Genomic DNA, 18,189 nt, shown 5'->3' with positions numbered 1-18,189 from the left:
CTTCAAGTTTCTTTAGTTCGATTTCACTTCGTTTTTCAAGTTCTTCTAAATCTTTGTCCCGTTGTTCTTCGATTTTTTTCTTTTTAGCCTTACCGGAACCATTTATAAGCCCCCAAAAGAAATCCTCTAATTGCTCAATTACTTCTACCAAAGCTTTACCGGCCGATCCAAGGTAAGCTTCTGCTACTTGTTTTCTCAAATTTCTAAATCCCTCGTACGCACCTTGTATTGCATGGTCCATGAAATAATCAAAGCCCTCTTCAGCAAGTATTTCTCCCCCTTCCTTATTTAAAATTTTGCCTGAAAATTCCGTTAATTTGTCTAGATTTTCTAATAATTTGTCAAAAAAGCTTTTTGCAGTATCCTTAGCTTTCTCAGCCATTTGTTTTAGTGCGTTTTGGTTGGTTTCACTTAGTTTGTCGAATTTGGCTTTGTGATCATCTACGAATTGCTTGTACAGTGCTTGAATTTGGGATTCCATCTTTTCTTCAGCACTTTTTCTTTCTTTTGCTGGAAGTAGCATTGTTTCCCACTCCAGGGCTAGTATTTCTTTTTGCAAAGCTTTTTGAGCCTGGACAAAAGATCGGTCCAAGGCAGCATTACTATATTCATTAACTTGTTTTTCAAGTGCAGTTACAATTTTTCTGTTAGATTCATTCAGAGTTGTGAAACTTTTTCCATATTTTTTCACAAAATTTTTGTTTTTTTCGTTAATTTCATCATTTAGTTTCTGTAATGCGCTTTCTTGATCTGCATGGGGTAGGGTTAGTAGTATTTTTCTTTCACGACTTTCTTTTTCTTTTAGTAATTCTTGGTACTCATTCACAAAGTCATAATTGGAGTTATTGAATTCGTTTACTGATTTTTCAACCCCAACTAAAATTTTCTTGTTTTCATCCGATAACTCATCAAAACTTTTGGAGTATGCATTTAGAAACTGTTGGTTTTTTGTTTTGATTGTTTTTTCAAGATCCCTTAAGGCTTTTTCTCGCTCCACGCCAACTTTACCGTAAATTTTTCTTTGAGCTGTAAATATGTCGTCTTGCAATTTCTTGTAGTCTTGCTCCATCTGTTTGTTGTAGTCAGTTTTTGCGTTTGGATCAAATTTCTTGTCTCTTTTGGGTTCAGGACTGGGAGTGTCTTTTTCATCTTTTTCTTTTTCAGGTTTTTTGGAAAGCCCGACAATTTTTTTGAAACCTTCCCAGGCTTTGACTGTCAAATCTACTACTTTTTGAATCAATTTGATGATTGGGTCGAACGCAATCTTGAAACCCTCCACAAGCTTTCCAGTAACATATATCACCAGTTCTGTAAGTTTGCCGATCAGGTAAATAACCGCAGAGGTGACTTTTGTCAAAGGTTCCAAAATTCCTTTAATCATGAATTGTTTTACTTTTTCAAATCCAATCATCATTGGCTCTAAAGCTTTCCCAATATCTAAGAAAAGCTTTTCACTCATTTTAGCAGTTTGTTGTTGGGCTTGAGCTAAAGTTTTTGCTTCTTTGGCGGTATTTCCGTAAAATTTGCCACCTTCGCTAGTAGCCTTAGAAAGAGCCTTATTTAGAGCTTCGAATCCTATTTGTCCTTCACTCGCAGCCTTGTATAATGCCTCTCCAGCTAAACCAGCTTCTTCTGCTAAAATGTCTGTAATATCAACTCCAGCGTCACGAAGTGCATACAAATCTTCTAAATTCACTTGATTACTGGATTCTACACGAGAATATACTTCAGCTAATTTCTCAAGTCCCTCACTACTTCCACCAGCAGCCTCTCCAAACATTCGAATTCTTTGTTCAACTTCGCTTGCAGTTGCACCATAAGATAGCATTGTCTTAGTAGCATTAGCAATAGCCTCTCTAGTAAAAAGAGTTTCATCGCCAAAAGCCCGCATTGATTCTGCTAAAGATTTCCCAAGGTCTTCATTTCCAAGCATATCGGAAAATGTTGACACTTCTTCGTTGAATTCATCAAGAGCATCCATTGCGCCATCAAAAATTCCACTTATTGTGGAGCCAATTGCTTGGAGAGCTTTTACAGCTATCATAATTGGGCCAAAAGCTGCCAACATTTGGTTGAATGCTTCACCGGTTTTGTTTGCCAAATTCTTTACATTTCCCAAACCTTTGCCAACGCTTTTGAGAACTTTGCCAATACCTTTCATGCTGCCAGCTTTAGAATTAACAGAATCAACAGAATCTGCAAGAGATTTGAAGTTTTTACTAGCATTTTGTGAACTTTTGTTTAGAGCTTTCTCTAAATTGGATCCAGATTTAGCAGATTTTTCTAATTTTGACTTCAAATCATCTAGACTTGCAAATTTTTGTTCGGCAATTTTTTTTAGAGTTTCTGATATTGCGTCCAGCTTTTGATTATTGCTGATCGACATTGACAACGGAATAATGATTTCGTCAAGTTTCATGTACTTCTACTCTCGTTTTCAAGGGTTTTGATGTATAAGTTCAACTCGTTTAGAACCAGCACAAACCAATAATTTTGCTCGAAAAGGCCACCCTTGTTGGGCAAGCTTCCAATATTTCTTGAAAGTAATGCTTGATTGATCAAATGTAGAATCTCATCTTCATTATGTTTGATCCAAGGGAGTTCCTTTTTCATATCTATTATGAATTCTGAATTAATTCGGTCTGAAAACTCTAGTACTTGGTCATAGTGCTGTTTCTTTGTAAGATATGCAAACGCAAGTTCTACTTTTTTGAAAGACGCTCAACCCTTAGAGTATCTGCTAAAAAGTTAATCTCAATTGCAAGATTTGAAAGCATATCTTGAAACAAAATAGCATCCTTTTCAACCATTTCTTTTGTAATTAATTCCCCTTCTTGATTGTAAAGTCCAACAAATTCTACTACATTTTCAGTCCAAATTTTTTTTACAAATTGAATTTGGGCACTTGTTGATTCAATCATAGCATTAGAATTGTTTTTACCATTTTCCCCATTCAATTTTTTGAAAAGTTCGATTTGTCTTGCTTTTAGCTTTTCTACAAATCCATAGTTAACGTCTTGCAAAACTACGAATGCCTTATCTTCTTCTTTTACAATTTCTTTACTGTTTCTAATGTAGTCTGGGATATAGGGTATCCTTACCCTACCACTTATGTTCACATTTATTATCATTTTTCACTCCTAAATCTTGAAGAACTTTGCATCTTGAATATAATCGCATGAAATTGATACTAAAGGTTTTGTTAGAGTAAGCTGACACTTTAGATCGATTTTTTGATTGTTAAGGTCCTGGCTTGGGTTGTAAGTTGCAATTTGTCCTTCGCCTACCATGAATTTGGTTCTTTGATCTTGATCTGCAATTTGATCTACAAAAAGTACCGTGAACTCGTAATTTGTAGGCAAACTGCGTTTTCCAATTTGCCATTGGTTATTATTTTTCGAAAAATCCTGCGTTATAAAATGAGATTTTTCAATATATGTATCAAGGATTTCTTCCTTATTAGTTGAGGTTTCTCTAACGGAGTACCCACTGAACTCAACAGTTTGCTCTGGTATTTTTCCAATTGCCGAGATTGACCCACAAGTTGTTTTTAGGGTCTCTGTTGATTTTGTTGAGCTTATGGTATATGAATACCCTAAGCAATATGTTTTGAAAAGTAAAACATCAATTTCATCAGCATTATCACATGCGGTAGATATTTTTGTCAAAAAATCTTTGTTATAGTAGAAAATGCTGCCTTCTTTTAGATCTAAATCTGATGTAAGTTTTGACTTAGAATCAATCTTTTTCACCCTAAAAATGCATTCGCTAATTGATTTCCATTTGCCAGGTTTTTGAGTGCTTGAGCTCAAATCTTTTACAACTAAATTAGTAGCATCTGTTCCAGAAGGTTCAGCATTGTTTTTGATGTCTGAACCCTTGAAAGTCCATTTGAATTTTTCAATATTGACCGTAACTAGCACTGCGCCAGTCGGCATTCTCAATTTTTCAACTGCCATTTTTACCTCCACGACAATTAATGTAATCAGCTCCATCTATCCTAATTCCTAATGTTGAATCAACTAATGTTACCATTCTTGCATCAGAAGTTTCGTCTTCAACCTGGGAATCGTCAATGCTGAAATACTTAAGCGAATAGTTTAGCATCAAAAACGCCACAATTATATTTGCAACCTCAAGTCCTAAAGTAGGACGCATGTTGCACTCTGTGTAAATTACGAACTTTGGACACAAAATCATCGAATAATTTTTACAGTGATTCATAATTTCTCCAGTACTTTTTACTGCAAATACAATTGATGGCAAATCTTTTGTTGAACATGCAAACATTTCAGACTTGTAATATACTTTTGTGGTTGTATGTTTACATGCAATCAGGTAATTGTTCAAATTTTTTTTCAAATTAATAATAAACTCTTCAATTACTTTCATTGAATTAACTTTGCGACCTCTTTTACTAAATGCCTTTTCCAATTTACATATTTGGGTTTAGGTTTTTGATTTTTCAGAGATAGCCAAATGGGTACTGCTGAAGATTCTATACCTTTGTATGCTGCCCAACTCTTAATTTTTGCTAGGCTTGGAGCTGGAGAATTGTTAGCATATGCTTGCCCTGAATCTAAAAATTCAGAAAGGGGCGAGTTTACTTTTACTTTTACGCTCATTCCAGAAGAAGTTTCTTCTAAATCAATATTTGTTACATTTGTCAATCGTCCAGGTATATGCGATTTCACTGTGTCTTTTTTAGATTTGATTTTGAATCCCACAAAGCTTTTTGAATTCTCAAATATAGATTTTCTTATTTTTTCTCCAATTTCCATTTACTCTCCTTTTGGTTACCCAATGTAAAGAAAGGGACAAGAATCAATACGTGGGAATAGAAAATCAAGTTGAGAGATCAAATATTTGAATTTACACTCTTTTTGATCTCCTTTGCACCTAATATTGAAAACTTCTAAGTAGAGAACATCAAGTAAAATTACAAGCCAATTCTTGTATGCAGCTCCCATATCGTATAAGGCTAAAATAGATTTAGCGTATCTTAGAACTTCAAAAAGTTGCACTTTGGTTTGATCTGGGATGTTAATGCTTCCGTCTTCTTTAGTGCATTCAATGCGTAAAGATTCTATCTTAGTCAGGCTTATCCACGTAATAAGATCGTCAAGTTCACTCATTTTTTTTCTTAACTACCACTAGGTTTTGTAACGCTAATTTCGACAACTTCGTGCGGTTTAAAATGCACTACGCCTGCTGATTCCATTGAAGCGTGAATGTAATCACCATCTGGTGCTGTAAATCTTCTATAGAATATATCTGACAATAATGGAACAAACATTACTTCTGGATTTGGTTCATACAGTATAGGGTTTGTCAGGCCCTTCAAAACAATCGTTGCAATTCCATGATCCCTTTCTAGTGCTTGTTTGACTGTTACATACTGAGGTTCGCTGTACAGCTCTAGTAAAAGATTCGAATAATTGTGTGGAACTAAAAGAATGTATCCCAAATCAAGTCTTTCTTTGGATTTTTCTGACTCGCGTTTTGCTTGTGCTGCTTTTTCATACAAAGTATACCCGTTAACCAGTGTCTCAACAGTAACTTTGCTTTTACCCTTAAGATTTGTGATTCCTTCCATATTGATGTGTTTTTTACCAAAAATAACAGAATGGTACGCATCTTTCATCAGACCAAGTTGTAGATTAGCTTTTACTTCGTCTTCGCTTAATGTTTCATACATTAGGTCTTTTATTGGAATTCGCTGCACCGTTTCAAACAAGTAAATTTTGTATGCCATTTCTTGGAAGAAAATGGTGCTTTTCCCAATTTCATTACTATGTTCCCCAAAAGTTGCTGTCACATTGTGGTCAACTTCTGATTTTCTTACAATGTAATATCCCTGTCTTAGGTCATTTCTGGTTATAGACTTGACCGGAACAAGATCTTTAAGACCGTTTTTTGTAAGGTCTTTTATATCGCAACTGTAGCTGCCGGTTGGTTGCTCAAACATACTTCTACTCAAAGTAGACCTCCTATTTTTTCATTAATTTTTTTGTCTTTACGACAGTTTTCTTGTACCATTGCTTTCATACTCTGGTCCAATGTTTACATCAAGCAAAACCACTTTGCTATTTTGTTCAAGGCTAACATCTTTGATTCTGCCAACTTGAGTAGCTCCTTTGCCATCTTTTACTAGTTTGCCTCCTTTCAAGAAAACATAATCTCCGACTTTGGGAGTTGTAAATCCATTGTCTAATGTAACAGTTACTTCCCCAGCGCGTCTTACCGGAATTAGTTCTCCTGGAGAGTAATTTTCATTTTCTAATAAACCTATACTTTCTTTTTTTAGGGCAAATCCCCGAATAGGGCCAACTCCAGATGTTGCAAGTGCTGATTTTACCAACACTTCTCCCATTTCGCTTGATCCACTTGCGTAAACTGGATCTCCTGGTTTGATGGGTTGGGATTCAACATCAACTATTGCAGTTTCAGTTTGATGAACACCTGATTTGTGTTCAGTTCCCAAAACGAATTTTTTGCTAATTTTTGTTAAGTCAAAGTCTGACATTTACACCCCCCATTTAGTCGATCCATTAATCGTTTTGCTACTGTATCATTGATAATTTGGCCTGTGGCTCCATTTCTTGCATTTACCACCTGTTTATATGCGGTAAGCTCTTGTACTAGCAAACTTATGTTGGCAATTTGAGCGTCAAGATCGCCTTCTTCGTCAATTTTGAAATTGACATTATATTTTTTCTTCATTGCCTGCAAAAATGCAAGCTTGGCGTCTTTTACGCTCAAAGCGTTTGCAAAAGGCGGAGTAATTTCATACTGCTCACAAGCTTTTTCAAGATTTGTCAAAACTTTAGAATCTTTGAAAGCATTCGCCTCGGCTTGTCTTTCAGCTTGCTTTCTAGCTTTAGTAAAGTTACTTTCAGCTTCAGCAAGGCGTCTTTCAAAATCTTCTCGTGAAATCATGCCCGACAATTTTTTTGCATCAGACACTAATTTTTCATATTCTTCTGAAGATATTGTTACTTGTTCTTTGTCATTTTTAGGCAAAGATTCAGAAATTGCAACAGTATCTTCACTAAATTGTTCTTGCATATAACCTCCTTAAGCAAGATTTTTTTCTAAATTAAATTTGTAAATATTGGTTAAGTTCGTTTTGTATTTTTAGATACAAATCATCATTTTCCATCTCCTTGGCTTTACTTAAAAGTTCCACATAAGTTGCTAAAGTTTTTGCGTGTTTTTCATCAATTTCAGCTTGTTCTTTTTGGCTAATTGGCTTGACTGGTTTGTAGCACCAGTTGGATTGTAGTCCAAACTTGAAAAGCACTGCATTGATGAATGGTGTTACCATTAGTTTGCATATCTGCTCAATGTTTAGGTAAAAAATATCGTAGTTTCCAACACTGCCTTCTCCAGATGGCGAGACCGGATATAGTATTTCTTTTGGAATTCCAGAATGGAGTGTTATGTCTGATACAATGATTTCAAAAGCATCTCTTAGTGGACTTACAGATCTTGTAACATTAGCAATATCATCTTCTCTTCCGAGTATCATCATTTTGTGGTTACTGTCGAGAACCCCTTCAATATTTTTTTTTACTTCAGCCAGGTCGTATGCGGTCATATCCTTGACTGATGGTAGCGTTGCTGATTTTAGAAAAGTAAAATTGTTAACTTTCAAAAATCCCATTGTTTCGTTGAGTAGTGTATCCATAATATTGCTGCTTTTTTTTAGAGCCTCGAAATTTAGAAAAGATGACTTCATACTGATGATTCTACTTTCATGTATATTTTTTAGAGAATAAGAGCCTTCATCAAGAACTTCACCGAAGTTGTAGCAAAGACTTGGGAATCCTTTTTTTAGTGGTTTTTTGGGATCATCGGAGTCTGGAACTACTATGTAAAAGTTGCTTTCTCCAAACAAGATTGCTGTGTATACCATTTTTTTGATAACAGCTCTAAAGTTACTATCAAATAACTTTGAGAGGCCATCACCTATTTTGTGCTCAATGTCTCTGGAAGATGCAAAACCTGCGTAAATTTCGGCTACTTGGTGTGCAAGTCGCAATTGGTCTTTGTGAGATGTGTATTCGCTTACTGGAAATAGTTTTATTTCTTTAGTTTTTTTGAAAAATTTCATTCCAAACATTTCTATCCCTTTAGTTGAAAATAGATGCAGCGTTGAGAAATGCCGGTATGTATGTCAAATCTTTCTGCATAACAAAATTTGTAACTTCACTATCTTCTGCGCTAGATTCATCATAGTAATATTCAGTTTCGTTGAACTCTGAAATTACATCAGTTGTTTCGGGGATGTTTACTACACTAAGATTGGCTGGAATTAGATAGTCCGAGAGGGAATACAAATTCCGTTTTTTTGCAAGCAAAGTGCCTCTACCAAGCCGAGAGAATACATATTTGAGTTCTTCTCTAGAAGCTGGAAGAACAAAAGTTCCCTTGAAATTGTTAATTTCAGATTGGTAATCATCTTTTGATAGTAAAACTTTACTACATGCGTTTGTAACAATTACAACTGGAAGATATGAAATTCTTCCGACAAGAATTTCTAAAAAACAAATTCTATTTCCCTTGATGTGTACCCCTGTGTAGTAGCTGCCATTGGCTCTGGAAATAAGGTCTGGTTCACAAACATTGAATTTTTTGATTAATCTTGCAGTACCAAAATCAAACTCTTCTCCCAAAACTTCAATTCTAAATCCAATGTCATTTCCATGATATGCAAGTTTTTGTTTTTCAAGCCAAGCTTCAACATCTCCACCGTTCAAAAATGGGTTGTCGCGGTAAGTACTTTTGATAATACAAACAGCGGGATTGTCTTGATTTGCCAAGTATCTTTTGTATAGCCAATGTGACTTGGGTACCGGGTTGCTTGACATATAGATTCTTCCGCCTTGTTCTCTCATTGTAGGGATAAGCATTTCTATATCATCGGAGCTAAACTGATTGGCTTCTTCTAGCCACAAGTCTTTGAAATGAGCATAAGATTTCAAATCTTTTGTGTCGTGGCCTCCTTCGAAAACAAAAGCTCGTTTTTTACCAAAAATCAAGCTTTTACTCTCAATTTTTGCTTTACTTATATTGAAAAATTTTCTTAAGCCATATATGCTCAAAAGTTCTAAAATTTCTTTGTGTATTGATTGTGTTGTTTTGTTTTTCTTTTTTCGTATTGCAAGTGTATCTCCTCCATCAACACTAAATTTTCTTTCTAAGTTGACAGTTGCAATATCATAAGTTTTACCAGTTCCTCTACTGGAGTAGTATATGAAAATTTCAGCATTAGGTTTTTCTTTATACGCGTTAACATATATTGGGAGTCGCCTTAGTCTCATAGTTCACCTTTGGTAATAATTTTGTTGATTTCTTCTTCAGTATAAGAACAACTTTTTACAAAACCCGTGCTTGTATTGTTTCCAATAATTAATTTTTCTTTGTTAATAATGTCTAGCACTAAATCTTCAGCTTCGCTCATTTCAAAAACCGCAAAAAACATTCTAAATGCATGTAAACTTGTTGCTAGAACATTACTGTTTGAGAATTCAAACATTTTGTTGACAAATAGGTTAAGTAAAGCTTGTTTGCTTGTGTTATTTGAATATTGATTGTCTATACCAAGCTTATCTTCTATTAATTTTTTCAAAAGTTCTTGTATTTCTAAATTATTCATAATTTTCTCCTAAAGATCGTACCTATAAAAAGAGATATAACAGGTATTTTTGGGCCTTGTTTCTTTGGAGCCTGCGTACTTTGTAATAGGAACAAATAATATATCGTCTGCTTCATCGCCATATTCAAGCCCAACAACAAATCTAGTATTGCCTGTAGACCAATAATAATCCTTATCACGGTAAATTTTTGTATCATTTTTTACTAATCTCCCTTCAAATTCGATACGGTTGGTTTCAATATTATGTCTATGTTTTTCTAAAGAGTGGCTTTGTGTATCACCCAAACTTCTTGAGCCGGAAGAGTCGGTACTGCCACCAGAATCGTAGTGTCGTAGGAACCTTCCCGATAAATTGGGGGCATAAGATATTCCAAAAACTTTGTATGCATAGCAATCACTTGGTAAGCTTCTACCGTCTGGAATGCAAAATTTGTTTGTGTTTGTGAATGTCTCAATTAATTTGTCTCTTGTAAGAATTGATCCTTCTTGTGCAAATTTTGCAGTTAGAGCACCAACAGGTGTTTTTTCTAGAAAAAATAAAACCATATGCTCTAGATATTCACTAAGTGAATCTAAGTTTGGTGCACTTTTAGTAATTTCATATTCTTTTCTGTTGCCAATACTTTTTCCATCGCATACCGAAAAAGTAAGTTTATCTTTTAGCAGGATTGGTTCTCCAAGAGAGCCCTCATATCCTAGCGAGTCTGATTTTTCTGCATTTCTAAATTGAATGCGAGTTTTGGCTTTTTGTAGTTTTTCTTTGATTCTTTCATAATAGTTTTGTGTGATCATTGATTTTCCCTACCAATCGTATCTGTAAAATGAGATATAACATGTATTTTTTGGCCTAGTCTCATCACTTCCTGTGTATTCTGTCCAGGAAGGGTAGCGCCATGAGCTTATGCTATCGCCATACTCTATTTTGGTAACAAAACTGGTGGAACCACTGGACCAATTGGAATCTCTTTCAATGTAGCGGTATTGAGATACAAGATACCCTTGTAGTGCGCTTAATTGACTGTTATCAATACCATGATCGTGTTTTTCTAAAGAGTGGCTTTGTGTATCACCTAAGCTTCTTGAACCGTCAGAGTCAGTGCCGCCACCAGAATCGTAGTGTCGTAGGAACCTTCCCGATAAATTGGGGGCATAAGATATTCCAAATTCTTTTTTTACAAAACAGCTTTCAGGAAGACTTCTTCCATCTGGAATGCAGAATTTTTTAGTATCTTCGAAAGCTTTTACCAGCTTACTTCTTGAGAGTGTTCCTTCTTTAGCAAATTCAGCAGTTAAAAACCCTGGGTAAGTGTTTTCTAAGCACCAGTTAACTAAATGTTCTAGATAATCATCCAAATTTTCGCCAATAGGGGGTTTGGTATTCTTATTAATAGGATAATATTTTCTGTTAGTAGTGTCTTGGCCATTGCAAATGGCAAATAATTCTTTATCTTTGACAACAATGGGTTCGCCAAGTTTGCCAACATAATTTTTTGCTTCTTCCATAGTTCCAACGCCAAATTGGAATTTGATGTTGTCGGCTTGAAGTCTTTTTTTGATTTCTTCAAAGTCTTCATCACTTATCATTTACGCGGCCTCCTGTTTGTCTTTAGTATTTTCTGTATAAGTACTACTATCAATTATTCTTCCTTTTGAATCTGATAGATCAAGAGCAAGTGTGTTTTTCAAAAAAGTGTCTTGAATGATCAAGTCAAAAGAATGATTTTCAAGTCCAACTTTGTTTTCGACAAAAACATTATTGTTTAGTCTTGCGATAGTAATGTCAACTAAGTTAAGTGCTGTACCTTTGTTTTTACTGAGCTGAGAATCTAGTATTTTTACGCTTGAGAAATTCGAAAGTTTTAGTGCATTGTTGTTGTTTTCGAAAGAACTTCTCCTGATCATAATGTTGTATCCACTTGCAACCGATTCTTTTTTGCTGCTTTTGATGTTGGTGTTGACGAGCGTAATATTTTTAGCGTCACTGATTTCGAATCCTTGATTTGCTGAGTCGAAATCAACATCTTCTAGCAGGATTTTTTTTACTTTTGTCAAATGTAGGGCATTGTTTAGAGCACAACGAAATGTGACATCTTTGATGTACACAAAATTTGCATCTGTAACATAGACGGATGATCTGGCATCTTCTTTTACTGAATATGAAGAGCAGAAGACCATATCAGGGGGCTGTGTAAAGCTTTTGTCTTCTAGATACATTGACAATTCTTCTTGATTTAGGTCTCCTCCGTTAATGTAAAGTTCGCTTAATGGTTGTTGGCATATGCTAATCCCGGAAAGTTTGAATGATTTTTCTGATGTAAAAATATGTTTGGAAAACCCCGTACTTCTTATTGCTACTTCGTCATCGCCTTGGATTTCTAAATTGTTTAGGTTTACTTGATCGTAAATGTAAAAATCTCCGTTGAGGAGTTTGATTTTGTTAAGTCCTGCTTGTTTTGCAAATTCAATTGCGGTGTTTAGAGTATCTTCGTCTTTGAATCCGTCGGCTTTGAACTGGAAAGTTTCAGGGCCATTGTAATTAAACGGCGCAATAACAACTTTGTTGACCCCAGACAAGTAGTCGCTTACTGATATTTTAGTTGAAGTTGTAAGGTATTCGTAATGGGTGTAGTCACCCCAGGTGATTCCTTCGTATTCGTAAAGCTTGATATCTAGATCAAAGTTAGTAAATTTTTTTGAAAGTATAAGGAAAAAATGATCAATACCAATATTATCAAGCCTAAGTTTGACAAAATCGGTTATGTTTAGATTTTGCATTGACCGGAAATTAACAATAGTGTGTCCTTTGACGCGTAAGTTTGTTAGGAATTCGAAAAGTCTTACTGCTGATTGTTCAGAAAAAATGAACCTGGTTGTATATTCAAATTTTTTAGAGTAAAAATCATCAGCATTATCAGTTTGAATTACATTTTTAGCTATTGTATAAAAAACATCTCCGTAGATATCAAAGTGGTAAATGTATCTGGAGCCTTGACTACTAGAAGTGTTTCTAAACCAAAGTTTAGCCTTTGTTGGAAAATATTCTTTGTGCTCAAGCTTGATGTAGGAATCGGCGCTAAACCTTGATTCAAGGTTGTGAGTTGAGATTATTGCTAGGTGCTCATTAATTGCGTAGTGGTCGTGCCAAACTTCACGCCTTTTGAAGTCCCATTTGTAAACTGTATCTAGCCAACTAGGGTCGTATTCTTGGAAAACACTGCTTCCTAATTTGTCTGCAAAGTCGGGGTACACAACGCCTTTTTGAAGTACAGCAACATACAGTGCGCCGTCAGTACCAGCAACATTTATTGGTGCTGAGTAGAGTGGTCGTTTTTTGGATATTGAGTCTTCTTTACTTTGGAATTTGCCTTCTCTCCAAATAATTTTGGTTGCATCGTAGCTGCTGGAGCTACTTTTTGACATTACATAACTTTCGGCATCTATGGTACAAATTTCAATTTCTTTGTTGATTACTTCACTTTTCCAAATTGGAAGAATTTTTAGTTTACCAATTGGAGAGAAAGTGTATGCGTACCCAAATTCGTAAAGCAAGGCTTGTAAAATAGTTTCTACATTTTCGTTACAATCAATGATTACGGCTGGGACTTTGTCAAGAATTGGTTCGCTAGCATCATCATCAATAAGGTCTTTTAGTTTAGTTTTTCCTATTATTAGGTGGACAAGTGAGAGTTCTTTTGCCAAAGGATTGTATACGAAAAGCCAGTCTGGTGAAAAATTGATTGGGAATTGAACTGGATTTTCGAATGCAATCTTTAGCAGGCTAGAGTAGTCGTTTACCGTGAACGATACGCTTTTGGTGCTATTGAACAAATCTCTGCTGAAAAATTTTTCTAAAATTCCTGTAAATACGGGGGTTTTATTGTCGCTTACTTTTACGAAAATATCTTCGTTTCTGAAGAACAAGAAATTCAAAAAATCTTCTGAGAGTCCACTTACGCTGAAGCTGAAACTGCTTGATGCTGTTTTTAGACTTGGGTCTACAATTTTTTCTTCTAATACAATGCTTGAAATATCTACAAAAGGGGTAAGTTCAAAAATTTGACCTTCATCCGTATAGAATACAATGTCAAACCCCAAAGAAGTACAATCTTGTGTTGTATCTTCTTTGGCACTTGATATTTCTGGATTTTGGCCAGTAATTTCTGGACTTTCCAGGTCAATTTCTTGGACTGTAATGTCTTGATCTTCCAATTTAGTGTGTTACCTTCTGCTGTATTTTTTATAACAATTGAATACAATCGGTTCGGTTTTTTCTATGTACCTTTTATAGTATGCAATTCGGCTTTTTAGCATATTGGTATCATCTGGCTCATTTTCATTGTCAACCATGGGCTCAAAGTTTTCAAACACAGGAAACTTTTCACCAGCATAGTGCTTGTTTGCATAGGCCTTTACAGACAAAAGCCAAACATTGAGTGAAGTTGCGTATCTAAAAAGTTCCGCTTCATCAACAATTAAGTTTGAAATATCTTCTTTATTTGTTAGTGTTGGTTGTTTTGGAATTGATGGGATTGATTCACAAGAAAGTAGTAGTAAGAGTATCCAAAAAATTCCTATGAAATTAATTTTTGTTTTTAGTTTCATTGATGTCTCCTTACACCTGGTTTTCTAAATCTTTTAGCATTTTGCTTGTAACTTGGTCTCTAAGCTTGATTAGTTTTCTGTATTCACAAAAGCTACCACCAGAACTTCTGTAAGCCTCGGCAGCTTGTATTGAAAGCTCAATTGTATCCTTTAGGCGCTTGTCAATTAGCTCAACAGCAGCTTTGTCCTCATTGTTTTTTTCTATTTTGTCTTTCAAAAAAAACACTAGCCTTAAAAGTGAGCTTGTGAAGGCCATTCCTTCGTTTACTATATCTAGTTTTTCTCTACCAAAAGAGCTTTCAAACCCTTTGAGTAGTGCATTTTTTACATCTACTGCGTCTAGCAGTTCATGAATATTTTTTACTGCGTTCATTACGCTACCTCCAAATTGTTTCTAAATTTTGCGCTGTAGAATTCTAGTCTGTTCTTTACGCGTTTTACTATTTCTTTGTTTTGAATTTTGAAAACCCTTAGCGAGTCTATGTATCCGTTAGAAACGGCCTTAGAATTGCCAAGTGAATCCCAAATTACGGTTTTTTTGTCATTTGATACAATTACAAAATGGTAAAAGCTAGAACTTTCGTCTTTGTACTTTGCAATCAAAATATCCGATTCTAAAGGTTCATAAGAACTTGGATAATGTTTTTCATCAAAGAAAATATCTTCGTCAATGCCCAAGTTTGCAAATATTGCATTTGGAGAATTGACAAAAGCATTGTCACCCCTTAGGCAGCCTTTACTTACAAGGCCTTTGAAAAGTAAATCAATCTCAAAGCAATCAAAACATTTTTCCACACCGTTTTTGATTTCTTTTACTACAAGGCCAACAAACAAAATACAAAGAAAATAACATCCAAATTTTGAGATAATTTCGTTTTGTTCTTTGAACCTCATTTGCAAGGGCACTGCAATTCTATGAATTTCGACTTCTGTGAAAGTTACTTTTTCTAAATTTTTGTAGTGCTGTGTACTTTCTAGTAACTCAGATTTGTACTTTTTTAGAAAATATTCTTTGAGAAGATTGTAAAAAAAATTGTAAATACCTAAAAACATTTTGTTATTCATTTGCCTTTTCCAATTTCATTAATCTTAGTTGTTCTCTTAGAATTTCTTGTGCTTTGATTTTTTCTTTTGCACAAATATTTCTAATTTCTTGTGCCAAGTTTTCTTTGTTTACTGTATTGATGAAATCTGTAGTTCTTTTTAGTTCTTCTTTTACTGAATTTTTCATTTCTTCGAATTCGGTTTTGATTTTTTCGTTGTAGTAATTTTCTAGTTCTTTGAAAATTTCGGCTTTTACCATTTTGTAGTGAATTTCAAATTCTTTGAAAACTTCAGCCTTGACCTTGGCCACTTGAGCTTTGATGTCTGCCAAAAGTCCCTTGAAAGCGTATGTGCCCAGTCCAGAAATAGATATTACTAGCATTGCTACTATGCTGCTTAGAATATTTACTTTCTTTAGTTTTGCCATATTGCCTCCACCAAATTCCTAATTTTACAAAAAAAAGTCATACTTCACCCATTTTGTACATGTACGACAAAATAAATAAAATATGACTTAGCTAATTTAGACTACTTAGTCTAAACTACCTAATAGTGCTTTCGCAGTATTAGATTTAACAAAATCTACAGCGTTTTTGCTAAAAATCCAAAAAATTTTTCACATTTTTTTGTTTGAAACTGAATCTGCTTGATGTATAATTCTCTATGAGAGGATTTTTTCATTAAAAAATACCCTCCGTTATTTTGATTTTATAGAGAGAGGAATGAAATAAGTAAAGTCTAGCTGCTAGCGTTGTGCAACCAGACTTTCACCCTTTCATCACTAGTGATGATGAAATCGGTTTCATAATATACTATTATGAAAGATATTTTATTAGAAAATAAAACTTTATACAATTCTAAAGCGCGCGACTTACTTATTAAGTTGGTGGAGAATAGTATAAAAAAGACTTGTACGGACACTGTAAAAGTGTCCTACGCCAAGTCTTTGATCAGAAAAATTTGTGTAACCCCTTACAATAGGATGCTGAAAGTCTACTGGGCAATCAGCGTAAAAAATCAAAACTACAAAAATTCTTTTGGGGTTGAGTGTTATTCGGCTTGCGACATTTACAAAATTGTTGCAAAACTTCTTGAAAAAGATTCAAAAAAAGCCGTTTCCAAGCGCACTGTACAGCGCGACATCAAGATTCTTAATGATCTTGGTCTAATTCAGACCGTGATTAGAAAGTTTGGTAAAGACAAAACTGGTCATGGAAGTGTTGCTCATTACATTCAAAACATGAAATTTGCAGCATACCACAAAGAAATAATTTGGGAATATTTCGTATCGCTTATTGAAGAAAAACTTGTTAACAAAAAAATAGTTGGCGACTTCGACTACAGCATTCAAAATGCGGTGTTCAAAGTTTCTAAATTCCAAAATATCCAAAACAAATTTGAAAATCATGCCAATGGGCATAATATCCTTCCTTATAATTATTTTGATAACAAAGTTTCAGACAAAAATTCCTCTGGGACTTTTGAACAACCATGCGACATTAGCTTGCTTTCTCAACATACCAAATGTCGCGTCAATATCATGTCGCCTCAAGTGGCGCCGCCTGTTATTAATAAAGATAATATAAGTATTATTAAGTATAAGAATTATAAGAATTCTAAAAATAATTCAAAAAATCTAAAAAACAATCTTGATCCTGAAAAAAATGATGTCGAGGATAGACTTATTCAAAGAGACATTCCAAAAGATTTCCTTTACCGAGTAAAAGATCTTAGCAACAATGAATCAACTTACAAAAATGCTCTTAATAATTTGGAAACAGTTCTTGATGAGCTTCCAAATGCTAAAGTCAATTATATTCTTGAGCATTTCTTGGCACAATTTTCTGAATATCGCTATAAAGTTTGGATGATGATGAAGCGTAATGATGGGGTTAGCAGTGATTATGATCTGATTTGGAAAGAGCGATTTTCTGAATTTGTAAGTAAAAAGGTTCATAACATCGATTATGTGAAAAAAGTTCTAGAAATGGAAGCTAGAGAGAGAGAAATTCGTAGTAGGGAGCGGTTAGAAAGATTGAACAACAAACAGGTTCAATCTGATGAACAAATACCAGATTCAGTAAATCACGAGCAAGATAGTGTAAATATGGGCGCGCCGCCGCAGCATCAGCAGTCGCAGCAGCCTCAGCAGCCCCAGCGGCCTCAGCAGCTGCCTCATAGAAAACTTTACGAAAGAGTACATACAAAAGGCATTGCTAAGGATTGTTCGGGGTTCAAGTCTCTAAAGGGGCTTACACTTGATAGTTTAGGAATTAGTAAAAAAGCAATTTGAGCCTAAGTGGCTTTAGGAGGTAAAATGAAAATAAGAATGAAGCATTTAGTAAGAAGTCTTTACATAAGAAGGGACAGAATTTGGGATGTTTACATGAGCTCAGAGGTCCAAAATAAAGCTAAAGACAGTAGCATCAAAAATTTTCCGCGTCTAGGACCAGAGGATTTTGATTACGATTATTTGTATAAGTATGTATGTGATTGGATTAAAACAAAGTACGATAGTAAGACCGGCTGGTTCAAATTTGAAAAAGTTGATAATCGTGAATATATTTGCACTGCAAGAAGGTATTCCAGTATTAAAAAAATATTAAACAAGATTATCAAAGAGTACAAAGATGTGTTCATCAAAGGACTTCAGGATGGTGCTGCCGGTTCAGGTTCTAGGAGCGGCAGATCAACAAGATCAGTGCCGGAATCAGGACCAGGACCAGAATTAGTACTAGGATCAGGATCATTACCAGGATCAGGATCAGGACCAGCATCATTACCAGAATCAGGACAAAGAAAAAATCCAAATCCAGCAGCAAAGGGGTAGCATATTAGCTTTAGAATAGTAAAAAGGGTAGGAAAATTCCCAGGGAAAAACC

At 34.9% G+C, this 18,189-nt stretch carries 21 protein-coding genes; 2 read left to right on the top strand and 19 right to left on the bottom strand.

All coding sequences use genetic code 11. The annotated features are described in order from the left end of the window. The 19 genes from HNP68_RS05485 to HNP68_RS05395 form a co-directional block, all read right to left on the bottom strand. Positions 1-2,419 (bottom strand): tape measure protein (locus tag HNP68_RS05485; protein ID WP_235684951.1); only part of this gene is annotated, 2,419 nt, incomplete at its 3' end. A gap of 283 nt (positions 2,420-2,702) precedes the next feature. Next, entirely contained in the window at positions 2,703-3,131 is a 429-nt protein-coding gene (locus HNP68_RS05480; RefSeq protein WP_183221255.1) for a hypothetical protein, read from the bottom strand. A gap of 9 nt (positions 3,132-3,140) precedes the next feature. Then, complete coding sequence (locus HNP68_RS05475; protein WP_183221253.1) at positions 3,141-3,959, bottom strand: hypothetical protein; 819 nt, start codon at positions 3,957-3,959, stop codon at positions 3,141-3,143. Next, positions 3,949-4,200: a hypothetical protein gene (locus tag HNP68_RS07285; protein WP_235684950.1), complete on the bottom strand. Its 252-nt coding sequence runs from the start codon at positions 4,198-4,200 to the stop codon at positions 3,949-3,951. Before HNP68_RS07285 ends, HNP68_RS05475 begins: the two co-directional genes overlap by 11 nt. A 188-nt stretch (positions 4,201-4,388) precedes the next feature. Beyond that, the gene (locus HNP68_RS05465; RefSeq protein WP_183221250.1) at positions 4,389-4,781 is read right to left on the bottom strand and encodes a hypothetical protein; all 393 of its coding nucleotides are present in this window, start codon (positions 4,779-4,781) and stop codon (positions 4,389-4,391) included. Between the two features lie 15 nt (positions 4,782-4,796). Next, positions 4,797-5,135: a hypothetical protein gene (locus tag HNP68_RS05460; RefSeq protein ID WP_183221248.1), complete on the bottom strand. Its 339-nt coding sequence runs from the start codon at positions 5,133-5,135 to the stop codon at positions 4,797-4,799. Between the two features lie 8 nt (positions 5,136-5,143). Beyond that, entirely contained in the window at positions 5,144-5,725 is a 582-nt protein-coding gene (locus HNP68_RS07280; RefSeq protein WP_420703294.1) for a hypothetical protein, read from the bottom strand. Positions 5,726-6,016: 291 nt separating this feature from the next. After that, positions 6,017-6,526: a structural cement protein Gp24 gene (locus HNP68_RS05450; protein WP_183221244.1), complete on the bottom strand. Its 510-nt coding sequence runs from the start codon at positions 6,524-6,526 to the stop codon at positions 6,017-6,019. Next, a complete protein-coding gene (locus HNP68_RS05445; protein ID WP_183221242.1) occupies positions 6,508-7,068 on the bottom strand; it encodes a terminase in 561 nt (186 codons plus the stop codon). Before HNP68_RS05445 ends, HNP68_RS05450 begins: the two co-directional genes overlap by 19 nt. A 31-nt stretch (positions 7,069-7,099) precedes the next feature. Then, a complete protein-coding gene (locus HNP68_RS05440) occupies positions 7,100-8,125 on the bottom strand; it encodes an anti-CBASS protein Acb1 family protein (protein WP_183221239.1) in 1,026 nt (341 codons plus the stop codon). A gap of 10 nt (positions 8,126-8,135) precedes the next feature. Continuing rightward, on the bottom strand, positions 8,136-9,326 hold the full coding sequence (locus HNP68_RS05435; protein WP_183221237.1) for a PBSX family phage terminase large subunit: 1,191 nt from the start codon (positions 9,324-9,326) through the stop codon (positions 8,136-8,138). Next, positions 9,323-9,661: a hypothetical protein gene (locus HNP68_RS05430; RefSeq protein ID WP_183221235.1), complete on the bottom strand. Its 339-nt coding sequence runs from the start codon at positions 9,659-9,661 to the stop codon at positions 9,323-9,325. The genes HNP68_RS05435 and HNP68_RS05430 overlap by 4 nt, the downstream gene beginning before the upstream one ends. A 9-nt stretch (positions 9,662-9,670) precedes the next feature. Further along, positions 9,671-10,453, bottom strand: coding sequence for a hypothetical protein (locus tag HNP68_RS05425; RefSeq protein ID WP_183221233.1), 783 nt, complete (start codon positions 10,451-10,453; stop codon positions 9,671-9,673). A gap of 9 nt (positions 10,454-10,462) precedes the next feature. Continuing rightward, positions 10,463-11,245, bottom strand: a complete 783-nt coding sequence (locus tag HNP68_RS05420) for a hypothetical protein (RefSeq protein ID WP_183221232.1) — start codon at positions 11,243-11,245, stop codon at positions 10,463-10,465. Continuing rightward, entirely contained in the window at positions 11,246-13,870 is a 2,625-nt protein-coding gene (locus HNP68_RS05415; protein WP_183221229.1) for a right-handed parallel beta-helix repeat-containing protein, read from the bottom strand. 9 nt (positions 13,871-13,879) lie between these two features. Then, a complete protein-coding gene (locus HNP68_RS05410) occupies positions 13,880-14,263 on the bottom strand; it encodes a BBA14 family lipoprotein (protein ID WP_183221227.1) in 384 nt (127 codons plus the stop codon). A 10-nt stretch (positions 14,264-14,273) separates the two neighbouring features. Next, positions 14,274-14,636, bottom strand: coding sequence for a hypothetical protein (locus tag HNP68_RS05405; protein WP_183221225.1), 363 nt, complete (start codon positions 14,634-14,636; stop codon positions 14,274-14,276). Beyond that, entirely contained in the window at positions 14,636-15,328 is a 693-nt protein-coding gene (locus HNP68_RS05400; protein ID WP_183221223.1) for a DUF261 family protein, read from the bottom strand. The genes HNP68_RS05405 and HNP68_RS05400 overlap by 1 nt, the downstream gene beginning before the upstream one ends. Further along, positions 15,321-15,734 (bottom strand): hypothetical protein, encoded by a 414-nt coding sequence (locus tag HNP68_RS05395; RefSeq protein WP_183221221.1) that lies wholly within the window; start codon positions 15,732-15,734, stop codon positions 15,321-15,323. Before HNP68_RS05395 ends, HNP68_RS05400 begins: the two co-directional genes overlap by 8 nt. A 390-nt stretch (positions 15,735-16,124) precedes the next feature. Here HNP68_RS05395 and HNP68_RS05390 point away from each other — a divergent pair, with 390 nt between their 5' ends. Next, entirely contained in the window at positions 16,125-17,600 is a 1,476-nt protein-coding gene (locus HNP68_RS05390; RefSeq protein ID WP_183221219.1) for a plasmid maintenance protein, read from the top strand. Between the two features lie 24 nt (positions 17,601-17,624). Next, on the top strand, positions 17,625-18,137 hold the full coding sequence (locus tag HNP68_RS05385) for a hypothetical protein (RefSeq protein ID WP_235684949.1): 513 nt from the start codon (positions 17,625-17,627) through the stop codon (positions 18,135-18,137). Positions 18,138-18,189: the final 52 nt, after the last annotated feature.

Source organism: Borreliella yangtzensis (assembly GCF_014201775.1).
Classification (GTDB): domain Bacteria; phylum Spirochaetota; class Spirochaetia; order Borreliales; family Borreliaceae; genus Borreliella; species Borreliella yangtzensis.
Note: the sequence above shows the minus strand (reverse complement) of the source record. Positions and strands in the feature narration are given on the sequence as shown.